18 protein-coding genes are annotated in these 17465 nt (G+C 48.9%); 13 read left to right on the top strand and 5 right to left on the bottom strand.

Going from position 1 to position 17465, the window contains the following annotated elements:
* Positions 1 to 101: 101 nt before the first annotated feature.
* The 6 genes from DESRU_RS16820 (at position 102) to ldhH (ending at position 6270) form a co-directional block, all read left to right on the top strand.
* Positions 102 to 1004 carry a sigma-E processing peptidase SpoIIGA gene (locus tag DESRU_RS16820; RefSeq protein WP_013843286.1) on the top strand — a complete coding sequence of 301 codons (903 nt, stop codon included), beginning with the start codon at positions 102 to 104 and terminating at the stop codon, positions 1002 to 1004.
* Positions 1005 to 1064: 60 nt separating this feature from the next.
* The gene (gene sigE / locus DESRU_RS16815; protein WP_187290667.1) at positions 1065 to 1775 is read left to right on the top strand and encodes an RNA polymerase sporulation sigma factor SigE; all 711 of its coding nucleotides are present in this window, start codon (positions 1065 to 1067) and stop codon (positions 1773 to 1775) included.
* A 202-nt stretch (positions 1776 to 1977) separates the two neighbouring features.
* Complete coding sequence (sigG, locus tag DESRU_RS16810; protein ID WP_013843284.1) at positions 1978 to 2751, top strand: RNA polymerase sporulation sigma factor SigG; 774 nt, start codon at positions 1978 to 1980, stop codon at positions 2749 to 2751.
* A 117-nt stretch (positions 2752 to 2868) separates the two neighbouring features.
* The gene (locus DESRU_RS16805; RefSeq protein WP_013843283.1) at positions 2869 to 3138 is read left to right on the top strand and encodes a YlmC/YmxH family sporulation protein; all 270 of its coding nucleotides are present in this window, start codon (positions 2869 to 2871) and stop codon (positions 3136 to 3138) included.
* 405 nt (positions 3139 to 3543) lie between these two features.
* Positions 3544 to 4110: a LutC/YkgG family protein gene (locus DESRU_RS16795; RefSeq protein ID WP_013843282.1), complete on the top strand. Its 567-nt coding sequence runs from the start codon at positions 3544 to 3546 to the stop codon at positions 4108 to 4110.
* A 15-nt stretch (positions 4111 to 4125) separates the two neighbouring features.
* On the top strand, positions 4126 to 6270 hold the full coding sequence (gene ldhH, locus DESRU_RS16790; RefSeq protein ID WP_013843281.1) for an L-lactate dehydrogenase (quinone) large subunit LdhH: 2145 nt from the start codon (positions 4126 to 4128) through the stop codon (positions 6268 to 6270).
* Between the two features lie 238 nt (positions 6271 to 6508).
* Here ldhH and splB read toward each other — a convergent pair whose 3' ends face one another.
* The gene (gene splB / locus DESRU_RS16785; protein WP_013843280.1) at positions 6509 to 7567 is read right to left on the bottom strand and encodes a spore photoproduct lyase; all 1059 of its coding nucleotides are present in this window, start codon (positions 7565 to 7567) and stop codon (positions 6509 to 6511) included.
* A 306-nt stretch (positions 7568 to 7873) separates the two neighbouring features.
* Here splB and nrdR point away from each other — a divergent pair, with 306 nt between their 5' ends.
* From nrdR to DESRU_RS16750, 7 genes are all read left to right on the top strand, one after another.
* Entirely contained in the window at positions 7874 to 8335 is a 462-nt protein-coding gene (gene nrdR, locus DESRU_RS16780) for a transcriptional regulator NrdR (protein WP_013843279.1), read from the top strand.
* Positions 8336 to 8351: 16 nt separating this feature from the next.
* On the top strand, positions 8352 to 10382 hold the full coding sequence (gene nrdD / locus DESRU_RS16775) for an anaerobic ribonucleoside-triphosphate reductase (protein ID WP_013843278.1): 2031 nt from the start codon (positions 8352 to 8354) through the stop codon (positions 10380 to 10382).
* Between the two features lie 16 nt (positions 10383 to 10398).
* Positions 10399 to 10905 carry an anaerobic ribonucleoside-triphosphate reductase activating protein gene (nrdG, locus tag DESRU_RS16770; RefSeq protein ID WP_013843277.1) on the top strand — a complete coding sequence of 169 codons (507 nt, stop codon included), beginning with the start codon at positions 10399 to 10401 and terminating at the stop codon, positions 10903 to 10905.
* 263 nt (positions 10906 to 11168) lie between these two features.
* Positions 11169 to 11366, top strand: coding sequence for a DUF1858 domain-containing protein (locus DESRU_RS16765; RefSeq protein WP_013843276.1), 198 nt, complete (start codon positions 11169 to 11171; stop codon positions 11364 to 11366).
* A gap of 36 nt (positions 11367 to 11402) precedes the next feature.
* On the top strand, positions 11403 to 12041 hold the full coding sequence (locus DESRU_RS16760; RefSeq protein ID WP_013843275.1) for a 4Fe-4S binding protein: 639 nt from the start codon (positions 11403 to 11405) through the stop codon (positions 12039 to 12041).
* Positions 12042 to 12274: 233 nt separating this feature from the next.
* Positions 12275 to 12532: a TM1266 family iron-only hydrogenase system putative regulator gene (locus DESRU_RS16755; RefSeq protein ID WP_013843274.1), complete on the top strand. Its 258-nt coding sequence runs from the start codon at positions 12275 to 12277 to the stop codon at positions 12530 to 12532.
* 69 nt (positions 12533 to 12601) lie between these two features.
* Positions 12602 to 12916, top strand: coding sequence for a carboxymuconolactone decarboxylase family protein (locus DESRU_RS16750; RefSeq protein WP_013843273.1), 315 nt, complete (start codon positions 12602 to 12604; stop codon positions 12914 to 12916).
* A gap of 16 nt (positions 12917 to 12932) precedes the next feature.
* Here DESRU_RS16750 and DESRU_RS16745 read toward each other — a convergent pair whose 3' ends face one another.
* From DESRU_RS16745 to DESRU_RS16730, 4 genes are all read right to left on the bottom strand, one after another.
* Entirely contained in the window at positions 12933 to 13487 is a 555-nt protein-coding gene (locus DESRU_RS16745; RefSeq protein ID WP_013843272.1) for a flavin reductase family protein, read from the bottom strand.
* 229 nt (positions 13488 to 13716) lie between these two features.
* Positions 13717 to 15840, bottom strand: a complete 2124-nt coding sequence (gene cooS, locus DESRU_RS16740) for an anaerobic carbon-monoxide dehydrogenase catalytic subunit (protein ID WP_013843271.1) — start codon at positions 15838 to 15840, stop codon at positions 13717 to 13719.
* Positions 15841 to 15946: 106 nt separating this feature from the next.
* Positions 15947 to 16630, bottom strand: coding sequence for a Crp/Fnr family transcriptional regulator (locus DESRU_RS16735; protein WP_013843270.1), 684 nt, complete (start codon positions 16628 to 16630; stop codon positions 15947 to 15949).
* Positions 16631 to 16645: 15 nt separating this feature from the next.
* Complete coding sequence (locus DESRU_RS16730; protein ID WP_013843269.1) at positions 16646 to 17404, bottom strand: class I SAM-dependent methyltransferase; 759 nt, start codon at positions 17402 to 17404, stop codon at positions 16646 to 16648.
* Between the last annotated feature and the right edge of the window lie 61 nt (positions 17405 to 17465).

Genomic DNA, 17465 nt, shown 5'->3' with positions numbered 1-17465 from the left:
AAAGGCTGGTAGAACTTTAATTTCTTTGGAGTCCTGGAATAAACCTTTTGTTCAAGCCATATAATGGTAGTGCCAATCTCTGTCCTAAGGGAAGCAGGATTATGAGGCAAGTTGTTTATATTGATGAGATCATACTTGTGAACCTGGTTATGAACCTTACTGTGCTTTGGTTAACATCCCGGTTTACTGGAAGCAGGACTTCCCCTGCCAGGATGGTAACCGCTGCCATGGTGGGGTGTATTTATGCTTTGTTAATTTTTATCCCGGGATTCGAGAGGACCGCGGGAGCGGCCAGCTCAAAAATTTTATCGGCCCTTTTGTTAACCTATACTGCTTTTGGTTTTAACGGCATCAGAGTTTTTGCTAAAAATGTCTTTTGCCTGTTCTTAGCCTCTTTTAGTGTTGGTGGCATGTCCCTGGGCCTTTATTACTTGTTTGAGCCGGTTCAATGGCCGGGTAGAGGAGGACAGGAGCATCTTAATAAATGGCTGTTATTGTCCTGTGTGGTTTTATTATCTTATCTCATAGGGAAATGGGGCTCCATGCTCTGGCTTAAACGAATGCAGCAAAAAAATGCCAAGGTTCCCATAACGGTTGTCCTCTGGGGAAACCGGGTTTCAGTCGAGGCACTGGTGGACACGGGTAACCAACTGATTGATCCGGTCAGTGGCCACCCGGTGATTGTAGTAGAGTTCGGAGTACTGCAGCCGGCCTTACCGGTAAGCCTTAGCACCGTGTTTCAGCAGGGGGACCGTGAGAATGGCGCCCAAATGATGCTGCTGCTGGCGGGAACGACCTATGCCAGCAGTATAAGGCTAATTCCCTTTAAATCTTTGGGAGAAGAAAACGGCATGTTGCTGGGAGTTCGCCCGGATTCCGTAGAAATTGTGCACGAAGACCGCAGGTACGTGGTTACGGACGTGGTGATTGGAATATACAGTAAGCAGTTAAGTCCAGAAGCTGCTTACAGGGCGCTTTTACATCCACAATTACTGGCTTCCTAGTTTGGCCGAATGGAACAGGTTCAGGGAGGGAGAGGCTTGAGGAACGCTTGGCAGATCAAAATGCTGGTTCGATTTTATGTGGTAAAGGTTATGCAATGGCTGGGAAGCAACCAGCAGGAAATATACTATGTGGGAAGCAGCGAGGCCCTACCCCCTCCTCTGTCCAATGATGAAGAAACGGATTTAATTGGACAGCTAGGGGAAGGGGACCGTGACGGCAAAATAAAAAGTGTACTGATTGAACGAAACCTGCGTTTGGTGGTTTACATTGCCAGAAAATTTGAGAATACCGGTGTGGGGATAGAAGATCTGGTATCCATCGGCACCATCGGTCTAATTAAGGCTGTCAATACCTTTGATCCCAATAAAAAAATTAAGCTGGCCACCTACGCCTCCCGCTGCATTGAAAATGAAATTTTAATGCACTTGCGAAGAAACAACAAGACCCGTTCGGAAGTATCCTTTGATGAGCCCCTAAACATTGACTGGGATGGCAATGAGTTATTATTGTCCGACGTCCTGGGAACAGAAAATGATATTATTTATAAAAATATTGAAGAAGAGGTAGACAAAAAACTATTGCACCAAGCCCTCTTAAAACTTTCAGGACGTGAGCGCAGGATTATGGAACTGCGGTTCGGATTAAACAACGGGACGGAGAAAACCCAGAAGGAAGTAGCCGATATGCTGGGGATTTCCCAGTCCTATATCTCAAGGCTGGAAAAGAGAATTATTAAACGTTTAAAAAAAGAAATTCATAGGATGGAATAAGAAGATTAAACAAGATTAAAGCAGGAAAACAGCGAAAATAGCTGTTTTCCTGCTTTTTTACTGCTTCCATAAGATGTATATAAGAAATTTACCAAGGTAATAATGAACTTGTAAGGTCTGAACGTCATGATTTAAAAACGGTCCTCGGGATGTTTTTTCAATTCCGGTCGGGACCGGGACAACCATGTTGGGAGGCCGGTAAATGCTGGTAAACAAAGTAGAAATCTGCGGAGTCAATACATCCAAACTGCCGGTATTATCAAACAAAGTAATGAGAGCCTTGTTTCAGGATATGCAAAAGGGGGACAAAGAAGCCAGGAGTCAATTGATTAACGGCAACCTAAGACTGGTTTTAAGTGTTATTCAGAGGTTTACCAATCGCGGGGAATATGTGGACGACTTATTTCAAGTGGGTTGTATCGGTCTGATGAAAGCCATTGACAATTTTGACCTGGGTCAAAATGTAAAGTTTTCCACTTATGCGGTTCCCATGATTATCGGGGAAATCCGTCGCTACCTGAGGGACAATAACCCCATCCGGGTCAGCCGCTCCCTAAGAGACGTAGCCTACAAAGCACTGCAGGTCAGAGACAGCCTGGTGAACAAATATTCCAGGGAACCTTCTATCAACGAAATTGCAGGGGAGCTAAAGCTGCCCAGGGAGGAAATTGTCTTTGCCCTGGATGCCATACAGGAACCCATTTCATTATTTGAGCCCATCTACCATGACGGTGGCGACCCGATTTTTGTCATGGATCAAATCAGCGACGACAAAAATTTGGATTTGAGCTGGCTGGAGGGCATATCCATCCGGGATGCCCTGAGACGACTCAGCGACAGGGAGAAACATATTTTAACCCTGCGGTTTTTTGAAGGCAAAACTCAAATGGAAGTAGCCGAAGAAATTGGTATTTCCCAGGCCCAGGTTTCCCGACTGGAAAAAGCGGCCTTAAATCACATGCGCAAGTATGTATAATGCAAGCAGCTTCAATGATTACAGAATGTTTGTCCAAAAAATAGGGTTATGAACCCTATTTTTTTGTATAGAAAAGAGTCCGGTGCGCATATACATGACAGTGAGGGGGTGGCACATTTGTTAAAGATTTCTGACCTGCGGGCAAGAGAAGTGGTTAACGTCATGGACGGCAGGAGACTGGGGTTAATTAAGGACATTGATATAGATTTGGAAGCGGGTCGGATTGCCGCCATTATTTTGCCTGGACAAGGACGCTTTTTGGGACTCTTCGGCAGGGAGGATGAGGTGGTTGTGCCCTGGGAGAAGATCAAGAAAATCGGCATGGACGTCATCCTGGTGGAGTTGCCGCCCTATCATCATGCCAAGGATGAGACTTACAGGTATTAAAGGAAAGGGCACAGCCTTTATAAACGAATTGGCAAGAAAAGAGAATCATTTCAGAAAGAGTAAAATTTTAGCCAGTAACAATGCAGCGGGCGGACATCTGCTGCGGTTTTTTATGCGTTCCGCTTTCCGGAGAGCGGAAATGAAAGGATATTGCATTTTGTCAAAATATTTTATATACTAAATTCAAATATATAATATTTTTAGTTAGCGAAAATACAAAATTTTTTTAAAACAACAAAGGGTATGACCATCATACCCAAAAAATTATAAGATGATGGTCATACCATCAAACCTCACTTTTTGTGGCAAAAAACATGAAATAAAAAAGTTTAAAAGCCATTGCCTGAGTATTCAATTATTAATTTAGAAATAACTTTTCCAAATAATCATAAAGAGGTGTTTGACATGAGTGTTGTACTGGCAAACAATCCTGTGGATGCGCTGTACCAGGAGTTTAAAGAAAAAGCCGGGGCGTTGTCCGCAGAGGTTCACCGGGCTGCCAATGTCAATGAGGCTCGTCAGTTGGTTAGCAAACTCATTGGTGAACTGGCAATTGAAAAGGTGGTGTTTGCTTCTTCTCCGCTGGTTGATGCCCTGGATCTAAAAGAGATGGCCAAGAGTGCCGGAGCAGAAATGAGAAATAACCAACTGCGGGAGCACGCTGCCGATGCGGGCTTGGGCATTTCCGAGCTGCAGTACGGAATCGCCGAAATCGGGACCCTGGTGGGCAATGCCACCAGTATTGAAAGCCGCATGGTATCCATCCTTCCTCCGGTTCATCTGGCGGTTGTACCCACCAAAAACCTGTTACCCACTTTGTTGGATGCCATTGCCGTATATAATGAAAAACTGGGCCAACTCCCTCGTTATTTAACTTTTGTCAGCGGCCCCAGCCGGACCGCGGATATTGAACGGGTATTGACCATTGGCGTGCACGGTCCGGAAAGGCTCATTATTCTATTTATTGACTAGGAGGGGAACAAACAAATGGCTGCGCAAAATTTAAAGCAAAATATTCAATCCGCCCTCCAAAACGACAATTTGAAGGGCGCTCTGGGCCGCTTTGGGGAGGCCTATCCGGCCTCCCGTGAAAAGGCTTACGAAGGCAAGGACTTTGAAGTCATCCGGGAGCAGATTAGTGAGATTAAGCGTTCTGCCGCAGAACGGATGGATGAATTGGCGGACCAGTTCGCCGCTCAGGCGGAAAAGAACGGTGCCATTGTATTTCGGGCCAAAACAGCCCGGGAAGCAAAAGAGTACATTGGCCAAATCGCCAAGAAGCATAACGTAAAAACCATTATTAAGTCTAAATCCATGGCCTCGGAAGAGATTCACCTGAATGAGTACCTTCTGGAACAGGGAATTCCAGAGGTAGCGGAATCGGATTTAGGCGAATGGATTATTCAGCTCTGCGGACAGCGTCCCTCCCACATGGTTATGCCCGCCATTCATATGACCCGTGGCGAGGTGGCCGAAATCTTTTCCAAAGAAGTGCAGGAAGACCTGGAGCCCGATATTCCCAAACTGGTCAAGGTAGCCAGGGAAAACCTGCGCAACAAGTTCCTGCGGGCGGAAATGGGTATTTCCGGCGCCAATATTGCGGTGGCTGAAACCGGCACCATTGTTATGTGCACCAATGAAGGAAACGGCCGTCTTACTACCACCGTTCCTCCGGTTCATGTGGTTTTGGTGGGCCTGGAAAAGCTGGTGGCCCGGTTCCAGGACGTGGGCCCTATTCTGGAGGCATTGCCCCGCAGTGCCACCGGCCAGAAGTTAACCAGCTATGTAACCATGATGACCGGTCCTACTGCGGCCATTGACCTGGACGGCGAACTCATTGAACAGAAGGAAATGCACATTGTGCTGCTGGACAACGGCCGTACCGAGATGCGCAATGACCCGGTGTTTAAACAGGCCTTGCAATGCATCCGCTGCGCTTCCTGTTTGAATGTATGTCCGGTATTTCAGCAGGTGGGCGGTCATGTATACGGGGATGTCTATACCGGGGGGATCGGAACCATTCTTACCGCTTTCCTCAATAGCTTTGATAAAGCCGGCGAATTGCAGAATCTTTGCCTGCGTTGCGAGCGCTGCAAGGCCTTCTGTCCCGGTAAGATTGATCTGCCCAGTTTGATTGTGGAGCTGCGCCGCAGAACCGTTAAAAAAGAAGGCCTGCCCACCGGTCAGAAACTAATTCTGGAAAAGGTCCTAACCAACCGCAGGCTGTTCCACTCTTTAATCCGAACCGCTTCCCTAGCCCAAAAGCCCTTTGTGAAGGGCAACATGATTCGTCACCTGCCCTTGTTTTTCTCCGGCCTCACCGAGGGCCGCAGTTTGCCGTCGGTAGCCGCCACTCCCCTGCGGGACAAAGTGGGACATTCTGTGCCGGAGGGTAAAGCGAAAGCCCGGGTGGGGTTCTTTGCCGGCTGTCTGGGAGACTTTGTTTACCCGGAGCAGGGGGAAGCAGCCTATAAAATTTTGCATAAGATGGGCATGGAGATTGTTTTCCCTGCGGAGCAAAGCTGCTGCGGCATTCCCGCCAGCCAAATGGGCGCCCCGGAAGTTGCCGTGATACTGGCCAAGCAAAATATTGAGGCCTTTGAAAAAGAACAGGTGGATTATATTCTTTCCCTGTGCCCCACCTGTGTGGAAGTATTAAAGCATCACTATGTTGATCACCTGAAGGATGATCCCGCCTGGAAAGAGCGGGCTGAGAAGCTTGCCGCCAAAGTGGTTGACTTTCCCACCTTTGTGGCCCGGCAGGGAAAAGACCTTCAGTTTAATAAATTATTTTCCTCCGTCACCTATCACGATTCCTGTCATATGAAGCGGGCTCTGGGGGTTTGGCAGGAGCCCCGGGAACTGTTGACCAAAGCCGGGGTCAAGCTGGTGGAAATGAAGGGCTGCGATGAATGCTGCGGCTTTGGCGGGTCCTACTCTATCAAGATGCCGGAAATCTCCAAAGCCATTTTGGATAAAAAGATTACCAATACCAAAGCTAGCGGAGCGGAGATACTGGCCCTGGATTGCCCCGGCTGTAAAATGCAGATCTCCGGCGGCCTGGATGCCCAGGGCGACCGGATGACCGTGAAGCACACCGCCGAATTGCTGGCCGAAGCCCTAAAAGAATAAAACTTAATAAAAGCGCCAAAAAACCGATAATAAAATAACGAATAAAATAGAACACGGATTTTACGGATAATACGGATTTACGCGGATTTTAAATAAAAATTTAAAATCCGTGGGAATCCGTAAGAATCCGCAAAATCGTGTTCTATTCTCTTTTGATCTTTTGGAAATTAGGGGGCTGCGCAATGGGATCCTTTCGTGTTCCTTTTGCCATATCCCCGCTCTTTGGGCTTTCCGACCTTTATACCAGATAGGCTACTTTGGCGGACGGAAAGTATTGATGGACCAAACCTTCCATTACCTCTTTAATCTGGGCCATTTTCTCCTTGGGATAGACATATTTGCCGTAACCAAACTGCCCGTATTTAAATTGCCGGGCTTGCTCATTCAGGTCCAGTTGGGTGCCCGGGAAAACTTCCAGGATGTTGTTTTTAGCCCGCTGGGTAAACCGGTGGGTAATGAGTTCAAAGGTCAGGTCCTTTTGGGAGGACGGATTTAGTACTTGCTGCAATTGGGCGAAAAGCTCCTGGTAGCCCTCCTGCCAGCCTTCATAAAGGACAATGGGCGCCACTAAAAAGCCCAGAGGATACCCGGCCCGGGCTGCCTTGCCTGCTGCCGCCACCCTTTCCCCCATGGAGGGTGTTCCATGCTCGAACCTTTCAATGACCGGCTGGGCGTTGAGACTGAAGCGGAAGCGGGTACGCCCGTTATGCCGGGCATCCAAAAGGGAGACCACATCGGTAAATTTGGTTACAAAACGAAACCGGGCATGCTCCTGCCGGCCAAAGAATTCAATGGCCTTTTTCAGGGCGCCGGTATACCGCTCAACGGGAATGGGATCGGAAGTGGCGGCTCCTTCAAAGAGGGTTTCCCTGGGCAAATGCTCCTGAATATAGGCCTGGGCCCGGTCCAGAATTTCTTCAAGGTTCACATAAATCCGAATGTAGGGTTTGCGTCCCAGATTGGTTAGTAGATAGCAGTATTCGCATTTTCCAGGGCAACTGGTAACCAGCGGCAACTGATAATGTGCCGAGGGCTTACAGGTTTGAAACTCTTTACCCCGGCGTACGCCGATCACCAGTGTGCGTTTGGATTCCAGAAAGGCTTCCTGGGGGGTTTTGGATGGAATCCCGGAAACCCGGTTATGGGAAGGGGTAATGGTAATGGGGATGCCTTCGCTCTGGAAGTGCTCCTGCAACTGACGGCCCAGGGGATACTCCAGGGCGGCGGGTTCAATAAAAACCCTTTTGGGAATGAAGAGGTTTCGTGCAGAGGAAGGGGTTAAAGTTTTGTTTGCCATTATTTACCAGTCCTTATATAATAGTCATGTACTCTAGTTATTTCTCAACCCCTTTGCTTTAATGTAAAAAAATTTTATAAAGGAAATACAATCTGCGGCAAAAAATTAGTCATGCTCGGTCCAGGACGGAACAGATAATTTTTTAAATGCTAAAAATCGGAGTAAATGAAAGAGAGGGGCATCCTGCCCGAATTTTTTTTGGTAAATTTTACGTAGATAGACTTTGACTCACTAAATGTAGTGGGCTATAATTTGTTTTGCCACAATATCTTGGGTGCAACTGGAGTTCTTCAGGGGGTGGAAGATTTGCGTTGTCCTTTTTGCAGTTTTCCGGAAAGCCGGGTTTTGGATTCAAGACCTGCCGATGACGGCAATAGTATTCGCCGCCGCAGAGAGTGCGGGGATTGTGGCAAACGCTTTACAACCTATGAAAAGATAGATGAGCTGCCGTTGGTGGTAGTGAAGAAAGACGGGCGGCGGGAAGTTTTTGACAGGGGCAAGCTGTTGGCCGGATTAATTAAAGCTTGTGAAAAAAGACCGGTTCCCGTTCAAAAATTAGAAGAAACGGTTAACTATATTGAGAGGGAATTGCGGAATAACATGGAACTGGAGGTGCCCAGCCAAGCGGTGGGTGAACTGGTTATGAGCCGGCTGAGGGAATTGGATGAGGTGGCTTATGTCCGATTTGCCTCGGTATATCGTCAGTTCCGGGATATTTATAGTTTTTTACAGGAAGTGGAGAAGCTTTTGCAAAGCAAGGAAAGCTAAAAAGGAGGCCCAATGGATGTTTAAAAGTATTCGCAAAAGGGATGGCAGGGAAACAGCCTTTGATGAAACGAAAATTACCGAGGCCATTTTTAAAGCAGCCAAGGCGGTAGGCGGGGAAGACCGTCAAACAGCGATGGAGCTGACCTTGGAAGTTTTAAAAATGCTTAAAAAGCGTTATAACGGTCATATTTTTGGTGTGGAAGAAGTTCAGGACATGGTGGAGAAGGTGCTCATTGAAACCGGCCATGCCCGTACCGCCAAGGCCTATATTTTATACCGCAACCGCCGTACACGCCTAAGGGATGCCAGAAGCGATCTAATGGATGCGGTGGAGGAGATTCTGGAAGAACCCAACCGGGAAAATGCCAATATTTCCAACTCCCCTTCAGCCAAAATGCTGCAAATCGCCAGTGCTGCCAGCAAAAAGTATTATCTGACCCGCTTAATTCCTGAAGAAATGTCTCAGGCCCATGCCCGGGGAGACTTACATATTCATGACCTGGATTTTTATGGGAAAACCCTCACTTGCATCCAGATTCCTCTGGGAAGACTATTAAAGGAAGGATTTAATACCGGTCACGGTTATATCCGGCCGCCCAAGCGGCCTACTTCGGCCACGGCCCTGGCCGCCATTATTCTGCAGAGCTCCCAGAACGACATGCACGGCGGGCAGTCCTTTGCTTTCTTTGACCGGGATGTGGCGCCCTTTGTGGAGGATGCCGACGACCATGAGACCTATCAGGCCATGGAAGCGTTGATTTATAATCTGAATTCCATGCATAGCCGGGCCGGGGCCCAGGTCCCCTTCTCCAGCCTAAACCTGGGCACCGAAACCTCCGAGGCGGCCCGCCGGGTTACCAAAAACCTGCTGCTGGCCTATGAAGCCGGTTTGGGCCGGGGAGAAAACCCCATTTTTCCGAATATTATCTTCCGTATCCGAGAAGGAATTAACCTGAACCCCGGAGACCCGAACTATGATTTGCTTCAGTTAGCCATTCGAGTTTCTTCCAAGCGTCTGAATCCAACCTTTAGCTTTATGGATTCTTCTTTTAACGACGAGTTTGGCGACGAGGTAGGCTACATGGGTTGCCGCACCCGGGTTATCGCCAACCGCAAGGGCCCGGCTGTGACCGACGGACGGGGCAATCTTTCCTTCACCACCATTAATCTGCCCCGGATTGCCATTAAAGCAGAACGGAATCTTGATCAGTTTTACCGCCTGCTGGATGAGACGCTGGATTTAACTTGCCGGCAGTTATATCATCGTTTTGTGGTTCAGGCCAAATTAAAAGTTCGGGATATGCCCTTTGTTATGGGCCAGGGCTTGTATTTAGGTTCTCAGGGCTTAAAGCCCGCCGACTCCATTGAAGAAGTAATCAAACACGGCACCCTTTCACCGGGTTTTATCGGTCTAGCCGAGGCCTTGGTGGCCCTGACCGGGGAGCACCACGGTCAAAGCGAGGAATCTCAAGCTCTGGGACTGCAGATTGTGGAATATCTCCGCCGTAAAGTGGATGAGGCCGGGGAAAAATATGATTTGAACTTTACCTTGCTGGCAACTCCGGCGGAAAGCGTATCCGGCAGATTCGCCAAGCTGGATCGTAAGGAGTTTGGGATTATTCCCGGGGTTACCGACAAAGCCTATTACACCAACTCCTTCCATATCCCGGTGGGTTTTCCGGTGGGGATCTTTGATAAGATTTCACTGGAAGGGCTCTATCACAAGTATTGCAATGCCGGGCATATCAGTTATGTGGAAATGGCTTCGCCGCCCCTGCACAACCCCGAAGCTGTGGAGGCCATTATTAAGCATATGCGGGCCAGCGACATGGGTTATGCGGCCATAAACTTCCCGGTGGATTATTGCACTTCTTGCAGCGTTACCGGGGTGATTAATGAAGATCATTGCCCCCGTTGCGAATCCCCCGAGATTCGCCGGGTTCGCCGTATTACCGGTTATCTCAGCACGGTGGACCGGTTCAACGACGCTAAGGTGGCGGAACTGAACGACCGGACCATTCACTCGGGATTTACGGCCAGGGATTAGCCAAGGAGAGGATGTCTTGAATACAACGATTCGTCTGGGCGGCATCACGGCTAACAGCGTGGTAGACGGGCCAGGATTGCGGACGGTGGTATTTCTGCAGGGATGCCCTCGGCGGTGCCCCGGTTGTCAAAACCCGGAACTGCTGGATGCCGGTGGAGGCAGGGAAGCCACCCTGGAAGAGGTTTTACAGGAGATCCAGGGAACCCTTTCGCCCATTACCCGGGGGATTACCTTCTCCGGAGGGGACCCGCTGATGCAGCCGGAGGCTTTAAAGGAACTTATAACCCGCTTGCGGGAAGCTTTTCCCCGGTTGGATGTATGGGTTTTTACCGGCAGCAGGTATGAAGAGGTTCAACATCTTCCTTTGCTGGATCAGATTGATGTTCTGGTGGACGGACCCTTTGAGCAGGATAAGAAGGATCTGGATTTAGCCTTCCGGGGTTCTGCCAATCAGCGGTTAATTGATGTACCCAAAAGCAGGAAAACCGGCCGTGTGGTTGAATGGCAGCCGGGCGGAGCCTAATATAGAAATCGTGATTACCAAAGCACTCCGGATTTAGATAACCCGGAGTGCTTTTTCTTTAGCCTTATTATAAAGACCGTGCTAATAAAGGACTACTTTAATATAGTCCCTTTTTGGGTGTGATCAAGATCACAGGATGAAGCCGTAAAAGTCACATTCAATTTAAAGTATTGGATTTATGATAGATAAAGAAGGAAAATGGAAGTTTAAATGAATCCGAAAAAGTGGACAAAATATAAAACAATCCCGGGGAGGGGAAGCAGTTGAAGAAAATTACAAGAAATATGACCATAGGGCAGATTATCGAGGAGTATCCTGAAGTGGTAAATGTTTTTCAAAGGTATAGTATGGGCTGTCCAGACTGCCCCACTGCTGAGCGGGATTCTCTAGAAAAAGGGGCCATGCTGCACGGTATGGACGTGGAAGCTCTTTTACAGGAACTGAATAAAAGAATAAAATAAAGTTCACAATCCTATAGAATAACGGAGAGGAAACGGATGGATATAAATCAAATAAAGGAAAAAATGCTTAAAGATTTTCAACCGTCAGAGTTGTATGCGATAACAAAATGCTGGGATTGCCCCAATGCTGTGATGGAAATAAGCAAAGTGGAGGAAGACCTAAAAAAGCTTTTAAAAGAAATTGATTTTTCCCAAAAACAGCAAGAACGGCTGGGCGGAGCAAAGCCTAAACCCCATGATGTTTTTTCTCTGGCCATTGCCGGGTGTCCCAATTCCTGCTGTCAGCCGCAAATCAAAGATTTTGCCCTGCAGGGACAGGCAGTGCCCCGGATAGGAGGAGGGTGTACCGGGTGTGGCCAATGTGTAGAAGGTTGTCCCGACCGGGCCATTACTTTAAACGAAGAGGGTCCTGTTATTGACCGGGATCTCTGCCTGAACTGCGGCCAATGTGCCGGAATTTGTCCCACAGCTACCATAAGCATCGGGCAGAGGGGATACCGGGTGACCCGGGGGGGAAAATTGGGGCGTCGGCCGAGACTGGCCGGGGAAATATGCGCCCTTACCAATGAACAGGGAGCCTTATCCTTATTGAAGGAAACCATTGATTTACTGCACGGGGAAGGGAACCCCCGGGAACGTTTGGGTACTTTGCTGGAGAGATTAAAAATTTATTAACCAAAACAAAAAATATATCGACATTTGTCTAATTATGTCATATAATGAATATCGTGCGAATAGCACACCCGCCTTATTTTTACCCGGCATGGCCGGGTATTTTTGTTTCTTTCAGCTTTTTATCCCTCATTCTAAATGTCAGAAAAAATTAATTTTTTTATCACAGGAAATTCGCTAAAAACAGCTAATTAAAACTACGTTAATTAATTTTAAAAGGTTCGGGAGGGATTGCTGTGGAAAATAGTGTAGGCGGCGTAGTCATTGTAGTGGAAAATCGTGAAAAATTGGCGCCCAGAGTAAATGCTATTCTTACCGAGTATGGGGATTTAATTGTAGGGCGGGTTGGCCTGCCTTACCGGGAAAAAAATAAATATGTGATCACCATCGTGGTGGATGGGGACCCGGACCAAGTGGGCGCCATGGTGGCCAAACTGGAAGCCCTTGGAGAGATTCAGGTTAAAGTGGCTCTAAGCGGTATGTGCAACAACTAAAGGAAAGAAAAAGGAGGTGTTCCCAGGGGCACCTCTTTTTCATCAAAGATTTAGACTGGAGGGGGAAGAATGGACCTATTCAGCATACTTGGCAAGCTGCAGCAGGAAAAACCGGGGGTTGTGGAGTCCATCACCGTCATGAGAAAGGCTGTTTCGGAAGCTTCAGCCCTTGATCCCAAGACCGCCAATCTCATATCCGTGGGTATCGGGACGGCCCTTAGAAACCCGGAAGTGATCCAAGGACATATCAAACTGGCCAGAGACGCCGGTGCCGGCAGGGATGAAGTGATCAGCGCCATCCTGCAGGCTTTGCCCTCCGCAGGGGTTCCGGCTGTACTGGCAGCCATGCCTCTGGCCTGGGAAGCCTATGAGGGGAACGGGTAGGGCCGCCGTTTAATGATTAAGTAGCATTAGGGGCTGCACCGGCTTTAAACACAGACCCTACCACCCGGCCTAAATCATAGTAATTTGGGTTCATTAAAATCAACGGATTTATTTTAAGGGGATCCGGCTTGCCGTCGGTCAGGCATTGTTCATTTACGTATACAGCGACAATCTCACCCAAAAACATGGTAAAGTCAAAGACCGGAATGCTTTGGATCACTTTGCAGAGATAATTCATGGCACACTCACGGATCATCGGCGCTTTTCCGGACTCATCATAAAAGGGTGTAAACACTTTTGACTTGTCTGTCTGATGTCCGGATACCATACCACAATAATCGGTTTTTTGGACCAGTTCGGCGGAAGGGATATTCACGCTGAAATATCCGTTTTCCCTGACGCCCAGCGTTGTATAATGGGTGTCTTTCAAAGAAATATAAAGTACCGGTTTTAGGCTCACCACCCCACAGGCCCCCAGGGTGGCATAATTGGGCCGGCCATTGACATCAGCCCCTACCAGCACGGCAGGAAAGGGACCTAAGGGTCGATTGGGGAGTTTAATCTTTTCCATGGATCACCATCCTCCTGTTCTTTATTTTGCAGCTTGGAAACTGTATTAAAAATATAAGGGAATGCTCCAAAAAAGAATAGACTTTTTCTTTCTTATGGATTAAACTATTATGAAGGTATGCCCCGGGACATCCCCTGGGGGACGAAGGTTATTGCATAAATGAAAAAGCCGATTTTCCTTTATAAGGAAGTCGGCTTTTTGAGTTTTCAATTTGGAAAAATTCCTTTTTCTACTGTTTCGGCAGATTGGCGGACAGACCTAGGGCAGCTCGTTTCTTTTCAATATGCTCAATGTATAGATCCGCGGATTTTTCCGCATCCATCTCCACCATAACCTTGCCCAGACCCAGGGTTTCGGTGGTTTCCGTGAGGGTTTTAACCACCACTTCACTGCCGGTGACCGAGGGAACCGGCGCTACGTGGACCAACCAACCCATAGCCACCGCGGTGCAGGCATCGGCCACCGCCTTTTGTTCCAGATATTCCGGCGCCCCAATAACCAGCGGCAGGGCATTGGTGTCAATGTCCAGGACATCCGCCAGTTCCATGGCGGTGTGGGTCATTTTGCCGATGTCCACACAGGCGCCATAAGAAAGCACCGGTGGAATTCCCAGGCTTTGGCAGACCTGCCTCAGCCCTTGGCCTGCCTCTTGGGCGGCTTCCGGCTTGCAGAGACCGGTATATTCGAAAACAGCGGAAACGCAGCCTCCCGAGAGTACCAAAATATTGCGTTCAATCAGGGCTTTGGCCAGCTTAAAGGCATTGCTGCCGCCTTGCCCATAGCGGGCGGTGGTGCAGCCCACCAGGGTGGCGATACCGCGGATATTGCCGTTTTTAATTTGCTCCAGCAAAGGCTCCCAACTGCCGCCCAGGGCTTTTTTAACGGATTCGGTGGAAAAACCCACCATACAGTCGCTGACATGGGGCGGCACGTAGACATTGCGGTTTTCAGACCGGCGCTGTTTAAAGGATTCAATGGCCCGTTCCAGGCATTCTGAGGCTTGCTTTTTCATCTGCTCCGGTTTAAAGTCCAGGGCCTCGGTATCAGGGAAACGAATGACCGGGTCCACACTCATGAGTTTGGTGCCGAAACGCTGGGCATATAAAGGCAGGGTAGGAACCGTACAGTTGTAGTCAAACATGAACAAGTCCACGCAGCCGGTGGCCAGCAAATATTCCTCGGACAGCCATTCACCCTCCTGGCCCGTTAGGGCGGATTGATTTTGACTGCCGGAGTAATTGATCAACTGCTGCCCCTCGCAGACGTGGCCCATCACCTGCAACCCGGCAGCCCCGGCTTCCCGTGCTTTTTGCTGCCATTCTTCGGTGGAGGCCAGGTCGATGACCACGTGGGCTACCAGCGGCATATGGCCGTTGGTAATGATATTGACCTTCGCCGGATCCAAGAGCCCCATATTTTGTTTTCTATGGCTGATTTCCTGGGTACCGATTAAAATTTCCTGCAGGATATCCAGAGCCCAAAGTCCCTGGAATTCGTTGGCCACTCCCAGGCGGACGCAGGTCAGCAGAAAATCAACCGGGTCGGCGCCCAGGTTGGTCATGCATTTGGTTTGGGCAAAGCCCACTTCTGAAAAGGCGCCGCCGGGAAAAAGGTTCAGCTTGCGCCACAATTCCTTCCGGCGGGAGGGGGCAAAGGCTTCCACCAGGCGGGATTCCTGATCATTGGGCCGGTGGAGGTCGTCAATGATCAGATTGGCGAAGTCAATGGCAATTTGTTCCAGGGGTCTGTTGATGTTCAAACCCAGAAATTCAGCATATTTTTTCAGTTTCTCCGGTTCCCTGATTTTTAGCCCGCTTTCCGGATATTTACCGGCGGCCCTCAGGGTACGGGCTGCCTGCAGGGCATGATAGCAGTTGGCGGCAGTGCCGATGGTGGTATGGCGGTAGGTGAAATTGCGGGCTACCATCACATGGGCGTCCACGCCGCAGACCCCTCGCTGGGATTTTTTTGTAATCCGGCAGGGGCCGTTGGCACAAAGCTGGCAGGATAATCCCGGCGCGCAGAAGTTACACTGGGGCTGTTGTTCGGAAAACCGGTCAAAAACATTGGTTAATCCCTGGTTATGGACAATTTGATACATTTCCCGCATGGCCGGGTCTACAATTACATTCAGGGGATAACCTTCTTTGGACTGATCGTCCTTCTTTATATGTTCCCGCTGCCAGCGATGCAGGTCTTCCCCCCGGAGGGAGGATTCAAATTTTCGGTAGTCATAAGGAACCTCTGTTTTATTTCTGTCTGCATGGGCACTGGGATCATTGGTATCCGCCCGGTGCGTGGGGTCGCTGTTATGAATCAGGGAATCCAGGTTTTCATTATTTTTATCGGACATGGCAGCCTCCTTGAAAATGTATTGCTGTGATTATTCCCTGAAAAGGAAGAATTATGCTGAAGGCCCGGAATAAAAAAAGCCGTGCAGCTTGGCTGCACAGCGGAATTTAGCGTAATAGGTCTTCCAGTTTGTTTTTATTGGTAAGAATGATTTGCTGGCGCTCAATATCAATGGCCCCCGCCCTTTTAAAACTATTGAGCATACGGTTAACGGTCTCCCGGGAAGTGCCCGTCAAGTTGGCAAATTCCTGATTGGTCAGACTGAAGTTGATTAAGGTGCCCCGGGGGTGCGTTACACCATGATCCTCAGCCATTTTTAAAAGGGTGAAAGCCAAACGGCGGGAGGTGTCGTGCAGGGCCAGATTCATGATTTTTTCCTGAGCCGTCCGCAGGCGCTTGGACATGATCCGCAGCATTTCCACCGCCATGTTGGGGTGGCTGCTCAGCAGCCTTTCAATATCCTGGTTGCGCAAAACTCCCACCACCGAAGCCTCCTGAACTTCGGCGGTGGCGGGATAATTTCCGCCCCCAAAAAGGACCACCTCGGCAAATACTTCACCGGGATTGACAAAATGAAGGATATGCTCCCGGCCGTCTTCCAGCCTTTTGGTTAATTTGATGAATCCGGCTTTTAGTATGTATACGGCTTCTCCCGGTTCCCCCTCCATAAAGATGATGCGCCCTTTGTTGTAGCTGCGCTCAAACAACAACCGGGAGATCTCCAGCAACTGATCCTCGGACAGGCCGTGAAATAAAGGCACCTTTTGTAAATACCGCAGGTTTTCAGACAATCCTACACCAACTCCTTACCAGGTGATACTGCAGGAACTTCTTCGGAAGGCTTGAACCACCGCGGCCTGACTGTCCCAGCTAAGGGGTTTTTGTTTAAAATCCCCGTAGAATTGCAGGTCAATGAAACCCGCTTCTTGTAAAAATTCTTTTATTTCTTTGCTCGTCAGGGGACGCAGGGGAACCTGCCCGCTGCCCAGAAGGCGCTGACCGCCGTCCGGCCGGTTTAGCCGTAAAGAGGTCTTAAAGTCGATCAAGCCGTCGTTTCGTAAATCATAGTGGCGGGTAAAAACCAGACCGGATTTTTTATTCACAATGTCGGGCAATTGGGTGATGTGATTTTTTAAAATGCGATCATAGTTGACCGTTTGGAGGATCAAGGCGCCTCCGGGGTAAAGACGTTCCTTCATTTGAATCAGAGCGTTATGAATATCTCTCTCGGTAAGCAGGTGGGGCAGGGAATTGCCGATGCAGGCAACCACATCAAACTTGCCTTCAATATCCTCCAGGTCTCTCATGTCCCCGGTTCGGAAATCCACAGTCAATCCGGCTTTACGGGCTTTTTCCCGGGCCAGCCGGATCATTTCCTGCTCACTGTCCACAGCCACTACTTGGAGCCCCCACCGGGCAAATTCCAAGGCATAGTTGCCGGAGCCACAGGCCAGATCCAACACCCGACTGGCGCCAAGATTGTCAAACACCTGCTTAAAAAAATCCAATTGATTGACTCCCGCTGGGAAGATGTCATCGTAATACCGGCTAAATTCTTTGTACATAACGGCACCTCAAGTGTTAATACTTTTTATGCTTAGTATGTCCTCACTTCATTAACCCAGT

Origin of the sequence: Desulforamulus ruminis DSM 2154 (assembly GCF_000215085.1) — a bacterium.
GTDB classification, from domain to species: domain Bacteria; phylum Bacillota; class Desulfotomaculia; order Desulfotomaculales; family Desulfotomaculaceae; genus Desulfotomaculum; species Desulfotomaculum ruminis.
This window is presented reverse-complemented; position numbering and strand designations above follow the sequence as displayed.

What these genes read in the sequence shown, in the direction of transcription:
- DESRU_RS16745 (WP_013843272.1), bottom strand. Translation starts at nt 13,487, where the DNA reads ATGGAAAAGATTAAACTCCCCAATCGACCCTTAGGTCCCTTTCCTGCC.
- ldhH (WP_013843281.1), top strand. Translation starts at nt 4,126, where the DNA reads ATGGCTGCGCAAAATTTAAAGCAAAATATTCAATCCGCCCTCCAAAAC.
- DESRU_RS16760 (WP_013843275.1), top strand. Translation starts at nt 11,403, where the DNA reads ATGGATATAAATCAAATAAAGGAAAAAATGCTTAAAGATTTTCAACCG.
- DESRU_RS16820 (WP_013843286.1), top strand. Translation starts at nt 102, where the DNA reads ATGAGGCAAGTTGTTTATATTGATGAGATCATACTTGTGAACCTGGTT.
- splB (WP_013843280.1), bottom strand. Translation starts at nt 7,567, where the DNA reads ATGGCAAACAAAACTTTAACCCCTTCCTCTGCACGAAACCTCTTCATT.
- DESRU_RS16795 (WP_013843282.1), top strand. Translation starts at nt 3,544, where the DNA reads ATGAGTGTTGTACTGGCAAACAATCCTGTGGATGCGCTGTACCAGGAG.
- sigG (WP_013843284.1), top strand. Translation starts at nt 1,978, where the DNA reads ATGCTGGTAAACAAAGTAGAAATCTGCGGAGTCAATACATCCAAACTG.
- DESRU_RS16730 (WP_013843269.1), bottom strand. Translation starts at nt 17,404, where the DNA reads ATGTACAAAGAATTTAGCCGGTATTACGATGACATCTTCCCAGCGGGA.
- cooS (WP_013843271.1), bottom strand. Translation starts at nt 15,840, where the DNA reads ATGTCCGATAAAAATAATGAAAACCTGGATTCCCTGATTCATAACAGC.
- DESRU_RS16750 (WP_013843273.1), top strand. Translation starts at nt 12,602, where the DNA reads ATGGACCTATTCAGCATACTTGGCAAGCTGCAGCAGGAAAAACCGGGG.
- nrdD (WP_013843278.1), top strand. Translation starts at nt 8,352, where the DNA reads ATGTTTAAAAGTATTCGCAAAAGGGATGGCAGGGAAACAGCCTTTGAT.
- sigE (WP_187290667.1), top strand. Translation starts at nt 1,065, where the DNA reads ATGCTGGTTCGATTTTATGTGGTAAAGGTTATGCAATGGCTGGGAAGC.